A 16,681-nucleotide genomic window follows, 5' to 3' on the forward strand; every position below is an offset into this window, starting at 1 on the left:
ATATTAATCATGCCCAATCATGAGCTATTTACTTTAGGCTTTGTTATTTAGCTGAGTCGATAGCTCATCCCAACGTTGATTTGCGCTTTGCATCGCTTGCATTTTGATATGACCAAAGCCACGTACTTCCGCAGGAAGCTCGGCAATTTGTGTAGCCACTGTCAAATTGTACTGTTGTGGTGCTGCAATAAGTTCTTTTACAAATCCAATGTAGCGATCACGCCATGCGTGCTCATGTCGGCGTTCTTGTTGACGTGCAAATGGATCAAGAAAAGTTTCACGCAGCCATTGTAAGCGGGCAAGTAGCATCATCGGGAAACGCATCCAGTAACCAAAAATACGTTTGCGGACATTAGTGCCAAGTGTCGGTGGGGCAAGATGGTAGGATAAACGTACACCACGACCAAATTGCGACTCAATGGATTTCTTAAAGCTTGCACCTGTTAGTAGACGTGCCACTTCATACTCATCTTTATATGCCATCACACGATAAAGTTGTATTGCTATGGTTTTTGCCAATGCTTCAGGCAGTAATTTAGCAACCTGTTCTAACAACATACGATATTGATTGGCATAGGCTTCATTCCAATAGTCTTGCAAGCGTGAAGTCCGATCATGAATCAGTTCAGCTAGTGTCTGTGGTGCATTGGTTTTTGGCAAGCTGTCGAGTAGATGGGTGATTAGGCTCGAATCACTAGCAAGGTGGCATCCAATACGGAAAGCTTCCAGATTCTTTTCAACTGCTGTGCCATTGAGTTGAATCGCTTTTTCAATACTTTCACGCAGTAATGGAATTTGACCTGATTGCCATGCCATCCCAAGCAAGAGCTGATTGGCAAAAATGGCATCACCTAAGACTTGTGTGGCAATCCTTGCAGCAGGTAAGGAGACCAGTTTTCCTTGCTTGACATGACCACGAAGACGATTGATCAAGTCCGTAACTGGGGCAAACCAGTCACGCTTATTGATAAAGTCAGATGTAGGGGCACTATCTTCATTGACGAGTACCATCGCATCTTGTTTTAAGCGTGATAGCGCTGCATGACTGCCTGCCACAATTGCATCAGCACCAATCAATAGGTCACATTGATGTTCAGGAATTTTGGTAGAGGAAATTTGGCTATCGTCAGTCGCAACTTGAATATAGGAATAAACCGTACCGCCTTTTTGTGCTAATCCTGCCATATCCATGACACGGGTCGCTTTTCCTTCTAGATGAGCTGCCATACCCAGTAAAGCCCCGACAGTGACCACACCCGTTCCACCCACACCGCCGACCATAATTCGGCTTGGTATATCGCCAAGTTGTGGAATTATTGGTCGTTCAGGCCAACCCGTAGCAAAACCTTCAAACTTGGCTGGACGTTTCATATCCCGTGTATGCACAGTGACAAAGCTTGGGCAGAAACCTTCTACACAGGTGAAATCTTTATTACAACTGCTTTGGTTAATTTGACGCTTGGTGCCCAATGTCGTTTCTAAGGGTTCAATCGACAGACAATTTGATTTTTTTGAACAATCGCCACAACCTTCACAGATATCGCTGTTGATATACAAACGTTCAGCAGGATCTGGATACATATCGCGTTTACGACGGCGACGCTTTTCGCTGGCACAGGTTTGAACATAAATTAAAGCGGTAACACCTGAAATATCACGCAATTCACGTTGCACGGTGTCTAAATCATTTCTATGGCGGATTTCTACATTCGGTGCAAGATGCTCTTCAGCATGAATCAATTCAGGTTCATCGGTCACAATGACCTGTTTTTTAATCCCTTCTGCATCAAGCTGACGGGTTAGTTGCGCCACACTCAAATGTCCATCCACATGCTGACCACCTGTCATGGCAACTGCATCGTTGTACAGAATTTTATAGGTGATATTGATATTGGCTGCGATGGCTTGTCGAATTGCGAGATAACCTGAATGGAAGTAGGTTCCGTCACCGAGATTGGCAAAAATATGTTTTTCATTGGTAAAGTGCGATGCACCCGCCCAACTCACACCTTCACCGCCCATTTGCGAGAAAGTTTCGGTGCCGCGATCCAGTGATACCGCAATATAGTGGCAACCGATGCCGCCGAGAGCGCGGCTGCCTTCTGGCACCACGGTGGAGGTATTATGCGGACAACCACTACAGAAATAAGGTTTGCGGTCTGCCAGATCCAGCACACGGCGTGATTCTTGTTCTGCTTTTTGCAGTAAATCGATGCGATTTTGAATTTGTTGTCTTAAATTCTCTGGTAAATCGAGTTGCAAAAAACGTACAGCCAGCATTTTGGCAATCGGTTCGGGTTGGAACTCATAATGACCAATCAGCGGTGCTTCCTCGATGGAGGTACTCCATTCACCTTTACCATGAGTGGCTTTGCCGATGACATGTGGACGTTGCTCATCAGGTAGGGAATACAGTTCATCCTTGATTTGTGATTCAAGAATAGGGCGTTTCTCTTCAACCACAATCAGCTCTTTTAATCCTTCGGCAAATTCACGAATACCTTGAGGTTCTAAAGGCCAGATCAAGCCAACTTGGTAAACACGTAGCCCAAGCTGTTGCGCCGTTTCATTCTCAATGCCTAAAATGCGTAAAGCTTCAATGGTATCGAGATAGCCTTTACCGCTGGCAACAATCCCGATGCGGGCATGTTCACATGGCCAAGTGGTCTGATTGAGTTGATTGGCGCGCGCATAGGCCAATACCGCAGGTAATCGGTATTGATACAGGCGTTGTTCTTGTTGGATACCATGATCAGGCCAACGGATGTGTAAACCATCGGTAGGTAAATCAACTTCGGGCAAAACAGGCGTGACACGATCTAGATCAACATTGACTGAAGCCGAGGTTTCAACAATTTCACTGACCAGTTTCATTGAGGTCCAAACACCAGCAAAACGTGACATGGCAACCGCATGTACACCAAGATCTAGGATGTGCTGCACCGAAGTGGGATAGAAAATTGGAATACCACAACCCATCATCACATGTTCGGACTGATGTGGAACAGTCGAAGATTTACAGGAATGGTCATCACCAAATAAAGCGACCACACCGCCATGTTCAGCAGTTCCGGCAAGATTGGCATGACGCAATACATCGCCTGAACGATCTACACCAGGACCTTTACCATACCACCATGCAGTGACACCATCATATTTTCCCTGACCTGCAAGGTTCGCTTGCTGCGTGCCCCAAATGGCTGTTGCCGCGAGGTCTTCATTAATACCGGGTTGAAACACGACATTGTGATCTTTAAGTATCCCTCCAATTTGCCAAAGGAAATTATCATAGTTACCCACAGGCGAACCACGATAGCCTGATATAAAACCAGCGGTATGATACCCATTCAACTCATCACGGCGTGTTTGTGCTAGAGGTAACCGAACCAGTGCCTGAATACCACTCATATAGGCTGAACCGTCATCACTGATATATTTGTCGTCCAGTGATACATCCTTAGTAGCGATCATTTTTGGAGTAACTTTTGTCGCTATATTCATTTATGTCTCCTTAGAATTGTGTGTAGTTTTGACTACTTTCTTTTTTCAACATCCGGTTGAATATTTGGAGTAAGTACATATCGATAAAAAGATTGAGTGGCTGCATGACTAAAAAAAAGCTGCTCAATGTATGTACATATTTGTCATTGTGGTTGATCCAGACTGGTGCAACAATGCGTAATTTAGAAAAAGATATTTACGTTATGCGCAAAAATCTTGATGGTGGACTCTTGCATGCAATGAATGCCTTCCTGAAAGTGATTGATAGCGGGAGCTTCACAGCTGCCGCTGAGCAGATGGAACTGACAACAGCGCAAGTTTCACGATTAATTAGCGAATTAGAAGGGCGGTTAGGTACAAAACTACTACAACGCTCGACCCGACAGCATGCCTTGACCGAAATTGGTGCAAACTATGCCGAACAGTGTCGTCAGGTGCTGGCAATGGTAGAGGAATCCGAAGCACAAGCCACGGGTATGGCTGCCAGACCGCAGGGGCGGTTGAGGGTGTTGAGTATGGCCAGTTTTGGCCATCATTATCTGGCACCGATGATGGCGGAATTTTGTCAAACCTATCCTGAGCTTACGGTTGAATACCGAACCTCGCAAAATGTACCTGACCTTTTAGGTAAAGGCATTGATGTGAGTCTCTATTTGACTGAATCTCTGGCGGATTCGAGATTTGTGGCCCGTCGCATTGGTACGATTTTTTCGGTGTTATGTGCTTCACCTGCTTATCTGGAAAAGCATGGCGAACCTCAATCGCTGGATGATTTGCAGAAGCATGCCTGTTTACGCTTGGTCAATCCATCCATTACTCCGCAATGGCATCTGACCAGTGAAAATAGCTGTTCGTATCAGATTGATATCAATGGCCCACTCATTGCCGATACGCCTGAGTTGTTATTGGATGTAGTTCAACAAGATATGGGTATTGCCTTATTGCCAACTTTTTCATCGATTGATGCAATCCGCACAGGGCGATTACGCCGTATTTTACCAGCGTGGCGTTCTCCTGATATCGGGGTGTATACCTTATTGCCTTCAAGGGATTTTGTGGATGTAAAAACGCGGACATGGCTGGAGTGGGTCGAGCAACATATTTCTCCGAAAATACAGCAAGATACGGATTATTTTCTATAAATTGTTTGAGGAGTGGTAGAAAAAGAATAATAAGGATTAAAATTAAAAAAATGCTTCTTTAGAAAGAAGCATTTCATACCGATATAAATAATAGATTTAAAAAAATTACATGAAGGATTTAGTCCCAATTCTTGAGCAGAATGAGAGAAAGTTGAGCTCTGATCAAGCTTAATTGATTAAGCATGTTGCCTGACAGTAAGAGAATACAAATCTATATATGGCTAAGCGCATTTCGTTTGCCAATAGGCATTGGCATAATTCGACAAGCTTTTTCGGTTGAGTACATCACTAATATTTTGGCTGGCTTGCATCAGTTTTTCTAGGTCGATGCCAGTTTCAAAGCCCATATGTGATAGCAAATAGAACAGATCTTCGGTGGCGACATTGCCTGAAGCACCTTTGGCATAAGGGCATCCACCCAAACCAGCCAGCGAAGAATCAAACACACGGATGCCTTGTTGTAAAGATTGATGAATATTGGCAATCGCCATGCCATAAGTATTATGAAAATGTCCTGCCAAAACCTTACTGTCGAGTTCAGCCAGACAAGCTTGCCAGACTTTTGCGACACGATCTGGTGTGGCGGTGCCAATGGTTTCACCTAAAGACACTTCATAGCAGCCCATGTTATAGAGTCGTTTAACAACTTTTACGACTTGCTCCGGTGCGATTGCACCTTCATAAGGACAATCGACAATACAAGAGACATAACCACGTACACGGATATTATGTGCTTTGGCTGCACTCATCACATCGGTAAATTTCTCAAAACTCTCATCAATCGAACAATTAATATTTTTACGGGTAAAGCTTTCAGAAGCTGCGGTAAACACCGCAACCTCTTTGCATCCTAAAGCTTGCGCCGTTTCAAAACCTTTGATGTTTGGCGTGAGCAGACTAAATTGAACATCGCTTGTTTGTGGTAATTGCTTAAATAGCTCGTCACTCTGCGCCATTTGCGGTACCCATTTTGCCGAAACACAGGAACCGACTTCAATTGATTTCAAACCAGCATCAATCAAATTGTGAATAAAGTTTAAGCGTTGTTCAACAGTTAAAGCCTGCTTTTCATTTTGCAGGCCGTCTCTAGGACCGACCTCCACGATTTTGACAAAATCACTCATGCAATTTCCTCCTGAGCAGGCTGAAATTCCACAAGTTCATCGCCAGCTTTGACCTGATCACCGACTTGGAAATAGGAGTCTACAATCATGCCGTCTTTAGGGGCACGAATGGTATATTCCATTTTCATGGCTTCAAGCGTCATTAAAATATCGTCTTTCTTCACGCTATGATTGGTGCTCACCAGCACTTGCGTGACCACACCCGGCATTGGTGCTTTTAGGTGGCCTTCATCGGCTTGGTGATCTGTCTGATTAAAGTCTCGGCGAATATAAGCAAACTTGTAGCTTTGTCCATTTTGGAACAAGGTAATGCCTTGCTGACTTTGGTTAAAAGATAACTTTTGCTGAGTCTCCCCAATTTGAACAGAGGCAGTATGTGTATCAAGCAATTGGCCCGAAATCAGGTAGCTTTGTCCGTTATATTCTGCGGTGAAGCCTTGTTCATTTGAGGCAAATTTAATTTTAATGCTCTGATCTAAATAGTTCAGTTTAATACTGTGCTGATAGGCAATATTTAAACGCCATAGGGGTTGAGCCTGCCAAAGCTGTTTTTGGCTTGAGCGATTGTTATTAAGTTTACTGAGAAATTCAGTAAATGCCGCTGCCACCACAAGTTCAGGTTTGATCTCTTCAGGACTAAACAAGAAGTTTTGTTCACGTTGAATTAGGTTGGTATCAAGCTTGGCTTGTTTAAACGATTGACTGCGTACAATTTTTTCAAGAAAAGCGATGTTATTACCTAAGCCATCTACATGGAATTGGCTTAACGCGTGTTGCATTTGAATAAGTGCAGCTTCACGGTTTTTACCCCATACGATCAGTTTAGCAATCATTGGGTCGTAATAGGTCGTGATTTCATCGCCTTCAACGATACCACTGTCGACACGGACGAATTGGTTTTGAGCTGGGTAATGCAAATAGTCAATTTTGCCAATGGCAGGTAAAAAGCCTTTTTCTGGTTCTTCAGCGTAGATCCGTGCTTCTAGCGCATGTCCGTGAATCTGCAATTGGTTTTGTAGTTTAGGCAAAGGTTCGCCATAAGCGACGCGAAGTTGCCATTCAACCAAGTCTTCACCGGTAATCATCTCAGTAACAGGGTGCTCGACTTGTAGACGAGTATTCATTTCCATGAAATACGCAGTTCCGTCTTGCTCCACAATAAACTCAACCGTACCTGCGCCAACATAATTTACCGCACGGGCGGCATCGATTGCCGCTTGGCGCATAGCATCGAGTTTTTCGCTTGGCATTTGTGGCGCAGGGGCTTCTTCTAGCACTTTTTGGTGGCGGCGTTGTACAGAACAATCACGTTCAAACAAATGTACGTAGTTGCCATGTGTATCACCAAACACTTGCACTTCAATATGACGTGGTTGAATCACATAGCGTTCAATCAGTACATCATCATTACCAAAGCTCGATTTGGCTTCACGTTTACATGAGGCTAAGGCATGCAGGAAATCCTCACTGCGCTCAACCAGACTCATACCTTTACCACCACCGCCAGCACTGGCTTTAATTAAAACAGGATAGCCAATTGCATCGGCTTGCTGTTTTAAAAACTCAGCATCTTGATTGGTTCCGTGATAACCCGGTGTTAAAGGAACACCTGCTTTTTCCATTAACGCTTTCGAGGTCGCTTTCAAGCCCATCGCCAAAATGGCATCCACTGGTGGACCAATAAAGCAAATATTGTGTTGTTGGCAAGCGAGTGCAAACTGGTCATTTTCTGAAAGGAAGCCGTAACCTGGATGCACCGCTTGGCTGCCTGTATCAATGGCAGCTTGAATAATACGGTCAACCTGTAAATAACTTTGCGTTGCAGGGGACTGACCAATATAAATCGCTTCATCTGCAAGTTTGACATGTTGTGCATTTGCATCGGCATCGGAGTAAACGGCAACCGTTGCAATCCCTAATTTTTTAGCGGTACGAATCACGCGGCACGCAATCTCGCCACGGTTCGCAATTAAAATCTTTTCAAACATAATGATCGTCCTTAATTGTTGTTATTCGAGTCAGAAACCCAGACAGGCTGTTGTTTATTTAAAAAGGCATTTAGTCCTTCTTTGGCTTCGCGGCCCTGACGAACTTGAGCAATGTGTTGTGCCGTCTGTTGCAGCAAGTCATTGCTCTGGGGATGGTTGCTCACCATTTGAATCAGTTGTTTGGATGCCGCTTGAGCCTGTGGGCCGCCAAGTAACAAGGCATCAATAATTTCTTGAACTTTTTTATCTAAGTCTTCAGCATCTGCCACTTCATGCGCCAAGCCAATTTGTTTAGCTTCACGCGCAGAAATCCGTTCTGCAGTTAAGAAGTAACGTGAAGCTTGTCGTGCTCCAATCGCACCAATCACATAGGGACTGATGGTTGAAGGGGCAAGACCTAAACGAACCTCAGAGGTTGCAAATTTAGCATCGGTACTGGCAATGCAAATATCACAGGCCGATGCCAAACCCATGCCACCGCCAAAGGCAATGCCATGCACACGAGCAAGCGTCGGTTGCTTTAAGGTCGCGAGTGCATTTAGCATCTGTGCAAGTTTTAAAGCATCGGCTTGATTTTCTGCTGACGAAGCTTGACCTGCCTGTTTCATCCAGTTCAGATCAGCACCTGCCGAGAAGCTTTTGCCTCGTCCAGCCAAAACCACCACACGGATATCATCACGCGTATTTAAGCTGTTAAAGCAAGTATGTAATTCTTCAATCACCGTGGTATTAAAGGCATTGTGCAGTTCTGGGCGATTCAGCCAAACATATGCCACTTGGTCGTGTTGTTCCAGTTGTAAAAATTGATAGTTCATAGACACCTCTTACATGCGGAACACGCCAAATTTGGTTGGTTGAATTGGTGCATTGAGCGCCGCAGCAAGGCTCAGACCAAGCACATGACGGGTTTGAGCAGGGTCAATGACACCGTCATCCCAAAGACGGGAAGAGGCATAATATGGATGACCTTGATGTTCATATTGTTCACGAATCGGTTGTTTAAATTGATCTTCTTCCTGTGCCGACCACTGTGCACCTTTTTGCTCAATCTGATCACGTTTTAAAGTTGAGAGTACACTGGCAGCTTGTTCACCACCCATCACCGAAATACGAGAGTTTGGCCATGTCCATAAAAAGCGTGGCGAGTAAGCGCGGCCACACATACCATAGTTACCTGCACCAAATGAACCACCAATAATCAGGGTCAGTTTTGGTACATTGGCTGTGGCAACCGCCATCACCAATTTGGCACCATTTTTTGCAATACCTTCATTTTCATATTGACGACCCACCATAAAGCCAGTGATATTTTGAATAAACAACAATGGAATATTGCGTTGGGTACATAGCTCAATAAAATGTGCACCTTTTTGTGCAGACTCGGAAAAGAGAATCCCGTTATTGGCAATGATGCCGACGGGCATACCATAAAGCGAAGCAAAACCAGTAATGAGGGTCGAGCCAAAGCGAGCTTTAAACTCATCAAAGCGTGAACCATCGACAATACGCGCAATGACTTCACGCACATCGAAAGGTTTACGTGCATCACTCGGGACAACGCCATAAAGTTCCGATGCATCAAATAGCGGCTCATCTATTTGCTTATTTAATTCGGTTGGTTTTTTATTCAGATTGGCAACGATATTACGTGCAATCGCTAACGCATGTTCATCATTTTCAGCTAAATGATCCGCAACCCCTGATAGACGGGTATGAACATCACCCCCCCCTAAATCTTCACTGGTCACCACTTCGCCAGTGGCTGCTTTTACCAATGGAGGACCGCCGAGAAAAATCGTACCTTGATTACGTACAATAATGGTTTCATCAGACATGGCTGGGACATAGGCACCGCCAGCGGTACAACTACCCATCACCACCGCAATTTGGGCAATGCCTTGGCTCGACATCCGCGCCTGATTATAGAAAATACGCCCGAAATGATCACGATCAGGGAAGACTTCATCTTGCATCGGTAAAAAAGCACCCCCTGAATCCACCAGATAAATACACGGCAAATGGTTTTGCTCGGCAATTTCCTGCGCACGTAAATGCTTTTTCACTGTAAGTGGATAATAGGTGCCACCTTTGACGGTTGCATCATTGGCGACGATCATGCAGGTCACACCATTGACTTGTCCAATACCCGCAATTACACCTGCAGCAGGAATATCATCTTGATAAACTTTATAAGCAGCCAATTGACCAATTTCTAAAAAAGCTGTGCCGACATCAATCAGTTGATCAATACGATCGCGTGGTAAAAGTTTGCCTCGAGCCAAATGTTTTTGGCGCGCATTTTCGCCACCACCGAGTGCTACTTTTTGTGCCACTTGTTTCAGATCGTTGACCAATGTTTGCATGGCGTGTTGATTGGTTTTGAAGTCTTCACTTCGCACATTAATTTTGCTGTGTAATTGGTTCATACGCTGCATCCTGATTTATGGTTATTATTTGGTTTCATTAAACAGTTCGCGGCCAATCAGCATGCGGCGAATTTCTGAAGTTCCTGCACCAATTTCATAAAGTTTGGCATCACGCCATAAGCGACCTGCCGAAAATTCATTGATATAACCATTACCACCGAGGGTTTGAATGGTTTCACCTGCCATCCATGTGGCTTTTTCTGCTGCATATAAAATGGCACTGGCTGCATCTTTACGTAAGCTACGGTCGTGGTCGGCTTTGTCACAGGCTGCGCCAACCGCATAGACCAATGCTTTACAAGCGAGCCAAGTGGAATACATATCCGCCAGTTTGCCTTGCATCAATTGGAATTCACCCAAGGCCTGACCGAATTGTTCACGTTCATGTAAGTAGGGAATCACGACATCTAAACAGGCATCCATAATACCCAGAGGGCCTGCACTTAAGACCGCGCGTTCATAGTCCAGACCACTCATCAGTACTTTAGCGCCGTTGCCAACACCACCGAGTACGTTTTCAGCAGGTACTTCGACATTGTCAAAAAATAGCGGATAAGTGTTGGAACCACGCATACCGAGCTTGTCTAAATGTTTGCCGTGACTAAAGCCTGGCATACCTTTTTCAATCAGGAAGGCCGTCATGCCTTTGGCACCTGCATGTGGATCAGTCTTGGCATAAACCACCAATACATCCGCATCACCACCGTTGGTGATCCACATTTTTGAACCATTGAGAACAAAATGATCGCCTTTTTGTTCAGCACGCAGTTTCATGCTGACTACATCCGATCCTGCATTCGGTTCAGACATCGCCAAAGCGCCAACAAAGTCGCCTGAAATCAGCTTGGGTAAATACTTCTGTTTCTGTTGTTCGCTACCGTTGCGGTTAATCTGATTAATACACAAATTGGAATGCGCACCGTAAGAAAGACCAATAGAAGCGGATGCACGCGAAATTTCCTGCAACACAAGGATATGTGCCAAGTAGCCGAGATTGGTGCCGCCATATTCTTCAGAAACAGTTAAGCCCATGAGTCCCATGTCTCCAAATTTCTTCCAGAGATGGGCTGGGAATTTATTGTCTTGATCAACTTGCTGAGCAATTGGTGCAATTTCTTTAGCACAAAATGCAGCAACTGAATCTTGTAGAGCAATTAACGTTTCATCCAGACCAAAATTCAAGCTACGTAGGTTCATTGTGTTGTCATCCCATTGGTTATATTTGTTGTTCCATTAAGCGTTGTTGTATGTGCTTATGAACTACCTTACAATGAATTTTTAAAAAAGTGAATAGAGATTCATAAAATGATTTACAATTCACTTTATTTGTTGGAGAATAAAATTTATGAGCTATAAACGATCAACTTTAATGCAGGAGCGGATGGAGCAAAATCGTAAATCGATTTTGAGTTCAGCCAGAAAATTAATTTCAGAGGGGGGATTCAAAGACGCACAGATACAAACCATTGCTGAGCAAGCAGGGGTCTCAAGTGGTCTGGTTTATCGCTATTTTGACAATAAGAGTCAGGTACTGATTGAAGTTTTGTCTGAAGCCATCAATACCGAGTTGTTGGTGATTGATGCCATCACAGAAAGTGATCTGACCGCACAACAGAAATTGCATAAAGCAGTTGCGACCTTTGTCAAACGGGCACTCAATAGTCCTCAGCTGGCATATTCACTCATGTTTGAACCGGTGGATTCAACCGTTGAACATGAGCGTTTTCGGGTAAAGCAGTTGATTAAACAAAGTATTAAAAAAATCCTTGCAGATGGAAATGCAAGTGGTGAGTTTGTTCTGGATGACTTAAATACAACAGCCATGTGTGTGGTCGGGGCAATGACCTATGTGGTGGTTGAACCTTTAGATCCAGCTCAAAATACCAAGTTTGATCAGACGCACAAAGACTATTTTTCCAAACAGATTGCTGACTTTTGTGTGGATGCAGTACAGAAAAAGTAGGGCAGACAGAATGGTTTAACATCACAACAACAGGCAGTTTGAAGAGTAGTTGCAGTAACAACAATTAGATCAGGTAAGAACAGAATTAAAAAGAATCAAGGAGAATGATTCAATGCAACACGTACGGTTAAGCTATGCCTCTGGAACCAGCTCGCAGCCCCTGTTGGGGATGACGATTGGAGATAAATTTGATCAGGCCTGCCAACTCTATGCAGAGCAAGAGGCCATTGTCAGTTCGCATCAGAACCGACGCCTCAGTTATAAAGAACTACAACATGAGGTGAATGCTTTTGCCTGTAGTTTGCTCCAGCTCGGTTTGAAAAAAGGGGACCGATTGGCGATCTGGTCGCCCAACTGTGTGGAATGGACGGTGACCCAATTTGCTGCGTTCAAAGCGGGTATTATTTTGGTGAATCTGAATACCGCCTATAAAAGTCATGAACTGGAATATGTACTCAATAAAGTCTCCTGCAAAGGCTTGATCATCGCCTCACAGTTCAAGACCACCGATTATCAAGAATTATTGAGCAAGATTGCACCTGAGCTGACATCTAGCTCCGATAAAGTGCTCCATTCAGCCCGTTTACCACATTTAAAATATGTGATCAAAATTGATGAGCAGCAACATACAGGTATATATCGTTTTGTTGATTTACTTGAGACTCCAAATCAATCTCAGCTCGATGAGTTGCAGCGCTTAGCCAAGCAGTTGCAGTTTGATGAGACCATCAATATTCAATTTACCTCAGGAACGACTGGCAATCCGAAAGGAACCATGTTGACGCACCATAATATTCTGAATAATGGTTATTTTGTTGGAGAAGGTATTGGTTTAAGCCCACAGGATCGAGTCTGTATCTCGGTGCCTTTATTCCATTGTTTTGGCATGGTGATGGGTAATCTAGCCTGTATCACACACGGTGCAACCATGGTTTATCCTGCTTCGGTGTTTAATCCATTAGAAACCTTAAAAACTATTGAACAGGAAAAATGTACGGCGGCCTATGGCGTGCCAACGATGTTTATTGCCATTTTGGAACATGAGCAATTCACTGAATTTGATTTGAGCCGTTTGCGTACTGGCATTATGGCAGGCAGTCCATGTCCAAGAGAAATTATGCAGCGTGTGATTGACCGTATGCATATGTCGGAAATTACCATCTGTTATGGTATGACTGAAACTTCCCCTGTCAGCGTACAAAGCTATATCGATGATTCAATTGATAAACGGGTCAGTACTGTAGGACATGTTCATCCCCATTTAGAAGTTAAAATTGTTGATTTAGAAGGTGAAATCGTTCCGCAAGGCGTACTCGGTGAGCTCTGTGTCCGAGGTTATTCGGTCATGGCAGGGTATTGGGATGAGCCTGAAAAAACCAAAGAAGTCATCGATGCAGCGGGTTGGATGCATACTGGTGATATTGCTGAAATGGACAGTGAAGGCTTTGTCAAAATCAAAGGCCGCATTAAAGATGTGGTGATTCGCGGGGGTGAAAACCTGTTTCCAAAAGAAATCGAAGACTTTTTATATACCCATCCAGATGTTTGCGATGTGCAGGTCATTGGTTTGCCTGACATGCGCTATGGTGAAGAGCTCTGTGCCTGCATCATTTTGCACGAGCATCATCAAAGCAATGAAGACAGTATCCGTCGTTTCTGCAAAGAGCATATTTCACATAATAAAGTGCCACGTTACGTTAAATTTTTTGATGAGTTCCCGATGACGGCATCAGGCAAAGCACAAAAATTTAAATTGCAGGAAATCATGCGGGTGGAGCTGAATTTGACTGCTGAAATTTTTGATTAAAATGGTGTTCCTCCTTTGTGTACATAGACAATGGAGGAAAATTTGATGCTGCGGGTTTTATTTAAACACATGATGTCAGGATCAAAAAATGAAGATCAGAAAGGATTGGTCATGTACTGAAATACAGGCTTTATGTGAGCTGTCTTTGTTGGATTTACGCTTTTAGGCACAACAGTTACATTCGACTCTCGGCTGAGCGTGAAGCATTAACGGATTCCGATCAAGCCTTGGCATTTATGGCAGCTGCTAATTCTTTTTTTCTGGTGAAAATTTATTAATTACTGCCAATATGGGTGAAAGTCATGATCAAGCCTGATTTCAAAAACTAAGCTTACAAATAGAAGCGAGCAAACCTTCTGTTAGCCAGTTATCAGTCGATGCGATGCTGACCGTTTAAGACTTTTAACCAAGAGAGGGTCAAATGGCCAAAGATTTTAACAGTCAGAAAGTGGTGGAACGCTATGATGATCATATCCGCCGACTGATTCCAGGTTATGAGCTGATGCATCAACAAGTCGATGCTCTTTTACAGTCGGCTCTAAGTTCTAATGCACAGATTTTAATTGTCGGTTGTGGCACAGGCTATGAACTTGAATATTTATTGAATAGGCATCCGACTTGGACTTTTACGGCTGTTGATCCTTCTTTGGGTATGTTGCAGAAAGCACAAGCACTGATTCAGGCACTGGGTCAGTCAGATCGGGTGCAATTTGTTCATGGTGAAACAGCTTCATTAACTCAGCAACAAAGTTTTGATGCAGCACTGTCGATCTTGGTTGCGCATTTTGTTCCACACGAGCTGAAATCAGATTTTTTTGCTGAGATTTCAAAGCGCTTAAAAGCCGAAGGACTTCTAATCACTTACGATTTAATGACAGTTGAAGGCCCTCTACAATTTCAAGCATTGCCACTGCTATGTCAAAGCAATGGTTTAAGTTTAGAACAGAGCCAAGCCATGATGGAGCGTTTGGGACAAGACTTTTTTACACTCTCTTTTGACGCTTATCAGCAACTTCTTTGCGGCACGGGGTTTAGACAGGTGCATTGTTTTAGCCAAGTTTTAACCTATCAGGGACTGATTGCCCAGAAAAAACAGGACGATATCTTGATCTCGGAACATTCTGGCAAGGCTGTTATCACTCAACAAGGAATTCAACATTAGAACAGCAACTTAATTTTTAGCTTTTAACTGAAGTTTTTAACAGTGGCTGCAATTGCCGCTGCTAGGCTCTGCTGTTTTTAAAAAAAGTGGCTATTTATTGAAATAGGAGGTGAAAATTAGATAAATCAATAGGTTGAAGTTTTAAGAATAAAAAATGTGATGTGGTACTTCTGTACGACAAAGGATAAAACACAAACGAAGAATGATCTTAAAACGGGTTTTAAGGTCAGTTGAAAAGGAAATTGATTTCAATGCAAAATTTTATTTTAACGGTACAAAAAAGCATTTTGGCTATTGCAGTGTTAAGCGCGATGTCCTCTGCTTATTCAGGGACTGAAAGTGCTGAAATTGCCCAGCTCCGACAGGAGGTTCAAGAGTTGCGAGTGATGCTGCAACAGTATGTAAAACAGCCTGTTCCGACCCAGTCGATGGCTCCAGTCACCGTTGCTGCTACGCCGCAAGTGGCTGAAACACAGGCGCCAAAACTAAATATCAGCAAAGGCGGGGCTGAAGTCAATTTATATGGTTATATCCGTGCTGATGCTTCTTATCAGGCCAAAGGAGCATCAACCATGTATAACAATATCAGTGGCGTACCACTGGAACATACTGCCGAGGAAGCTCAACAAAAAGATCGTTTGCATTCAACGGTCAATGTCACCCGTTTAGGTTTGAATTTTAAAACGCCGACCGCCGCAGGTGATGTCGGTGGCAAGTTGGAAATGGATTTTTTTGGTGGCAGCACACGTGATCAATTCCGTATTCGCCATGCTTATTTAACTTTTGATAAATGGTTGATTGGTCAGACGTGGTCAACTTTTATTGCCCCTGAATATTATCCAGAAACGATTGATGCAGGGACTTATGTCGGTGGTGCATTACAACGCTCTCCGTTGGTTCGTTATAGCGACAATCTATCAGCCAATACCAGTTTTGCTGTAGCGATAGAGGATCCAAAATATAACGCAACTTCTGACCCTGATAATGAAATGCGTTTGCCTGCTTTGGTAGGGCGATTGAATCATAAATTTGAGAATGGTTCCTTAGTGTCTGGCCGAACCTTTATGGCTGAGAAAAAAACCAGTAATGACGAAGAATGGGCATGGGGTGTGGGGCTAGGAGGCAAATACCATTTAACGCCAAAAACCTTCTTAAAAGCGGATTATTACCACGTCAAAGGCGATGGTCGTTTTCTGTTATGGACCAATAACAGTTATGTGATTGATGACAAAAATCATATTCAGAGCAATGAATTCGATACCATTTCAGCAGGTTTAACTCATCAATTTACTTCACAGCTTCGTTCAACCTTGGGTTATGGCTATATGAAAGCCAAGGATGACAGCACCTTTGCCAAAATCCAGAAAACCAACCTGACTCAAAATAAAGAACTTTGGCAAGGTTGGATCAATGCCATGTATAACCCGTATAAACCAATCACTTTGGGGGTGGAATACGTCTATGGCGAGCGTGAAACTTTTGAGGGGCGTAAAGGAATTGATAACCGCTTCAATATGATGGCGAGTTACGATTTTTAATCAAGGCCTTGAATAATCTGTTTTTTCTTT

General features: G+C 43.6%; 11 protein-coding genes and 1 pseudogene. 6 read left to right on the forward strand and 6 right to left on the reverse strand.

The features are described 5' to 3' along the window. Positions 1 to 33 precede the first annotated feature (33 nt). Positions 34 to 3,501 (reverse strand): indolepyruvate ferredoxin oxidoreductase family protein, encoded by a 3,468-nt coding sequence (locus F909_RS10290; RefSeq protein ID WP_005150640.1) that lies wholly within the window; start codon positions 3,499 to 3,501, stop codon positions 34 to 36. Between the two features lie 203 nt (positions 3,502 to 3,704). Here F909_RS10290 and F909_RS10285 point away from each other — a divergent pair, with 203 nt between their 5' ends. Next, positions 3,705 to 4,643: a LysR family transcriptional regulator gene (locus F909_RS10285; RefSeq protein WP_032877958.1), complete on the forward strand. Its 939-nt coding sequence runs from the start codon at positions 3,705 to 3,707 to the stop codon at positions 4,641 to 4,643. A 221-nt stretch (positions 4,644 to 4,864) separates the two neighbouring features. Here F909_RS10285 and F909_RS10280 read toward each other — a convergent pair whose 3' ends face one another. Genes F909_RS10280 through F909_RS10260 form a run of 5 tightly spaced genes read right to left on the reverse strand, consistent with a single transcriptional unit; the run spans position 4,865 to position 11,378 of the window. Further along, positions 4,865 to 5,767, reverse strand: coding sequence for a hydroxymethylglutaryl-CoA lyase (locus F909_RS10280; protein ID WP_005150644.1), 903 nt, complete (start codon positions 5,765 to 5,767; stop codon positions 4,865 to 4,867). Then, positions 5,764 to 7,755: an acetyl/propionyl/methylcrotonyl-CoA carboxylase subunit alpha gene (locus tag F909_RS10275; protein ID WP_005150654.1), complete on the reverse strand. Its 1,992-nt coding sequence runs from the start codon at positions 7,753 to 7,755 to the stop codon at positions 5,764 to 5,766. Before F909_RS10275 ends, F909_RS10280 begins: the two co-directional genes overlap by 4 nt. Before the next feature lie 11 nt (positions 7,756 to 7,766). Then, positions 7,767 to 8,570 (reverse strand): enoyl-CoA hydratase/isomerase family protein, encoded by an 804-nt coding sequence (locus tag F909_RS10270; protein WP_005150656.1) that lies wholly within the window; start codon positions 8,568 to 8,570, stop codon positions 7,767 to 7,769. Positions 8,571 to 8,579: 9 nt separating this feature from the next. Then, the gene (locus F909_RS10265; protein WP_005150658.1) at positions 8,580 to 10,181 is read right to left on the reverse strand and encodes a carboxyl transferase domain-containing protein; all 1,602 of its coding nucleotides are present in this window, start codon (positions 10,179 to 10,181) and stop codon (positions 8,580 to 8,582) included. Positions 10,182 to 10,205: 24 nt separating this feature from the next. Continuing rightward, complete coding sequence (locus F909_RS10260; RefSeq protein ID WP_005150659.1) at positions 10,206 to 11,378, reverse strand: isovaleryl-CoA dehydrogenase; 1,173 nt, start codon at positions 11,376 to 11,378, stop codon at positions 10,206 to 10,208. Between the two features lie 148 nt (positions 11,379 to 11,526). Here F909_RS10260 and F909_RS10255 point away from each other — a divergent pair, with 148 nt between their 5' ends. The 5 genes and pseudogenes from F909_RS10255 (at position 11,527) to F909_RS10240 (ending at position 16,651) form a co-directional block, all read left to right on the forward strand. Next, positions 11,527 to 12,144, forward strand: coding sequence for a TetR/AcrR family transcriptional regulator (locus F909_RS10255; RefSeq protein ID WP_005150661.1), 618 nt, complete (start codon positions 11,527 to 11,529; stop codon positions 12,142 to 12,144). 112 nt (positions 12,145 to 12,256) lie between these two features. Then, positions 12,257 to 13,951: an AMP-binding protein gene (locus F909_RS10250; RefSeq protein ID WP_005150663.1), complete on the forward strand. Its 1,695-nt coding sequence runs from the start codon at positions 12,257 to 12,259 to the stop codon at positions 13,949 to 13,951. A 170-nt stretch (positions 13,952 to 14,121) separates the two neighbouring features. Further along, positions 14,122 to 14,348 (forward strand): annotated as a pseudogene (locus F909_RS21545) (biotin synthase); the annotation flags it as partial. A 24-nt stretch (positions 14,349 to 14,372) separates the two neighbouring features. After that, positions 14,373 to 15,113: a class I SAM-dependent methyltransferase gene (locus F909_RS10245; protein WP_005150665.1), complete on the forward strand. Its 741-nt coding sequence runs from the start codon at positions 14,373 to 14,375 to the stop codon at positions 15,111 to 15,113. Between the two features lie 251 nt (positions 15,114 to 15,364). Then, positions 15,365 to 16,651, forward strand: a complete 1,287-nt coding sequence (locus F909_RS10240) for a DcaP family trimeric outer membrane transporter (RefSeq protein WP_005150667.1) — start codon at positions 15,365 to 15,367, stop codon at positions 16,649 to 16,651. Positions 16,652 to 16,681: the final 30 nt, after the last annotated feature.

Source organism: Acinetobacter sp. ANC 3929, assembly GCF_000369405.1.
GTDB lineage: Bacteria > Pseudomonadota > Gammaproteobacteria > Pseudomonadales > Moraxellaceae > Acinetobacter.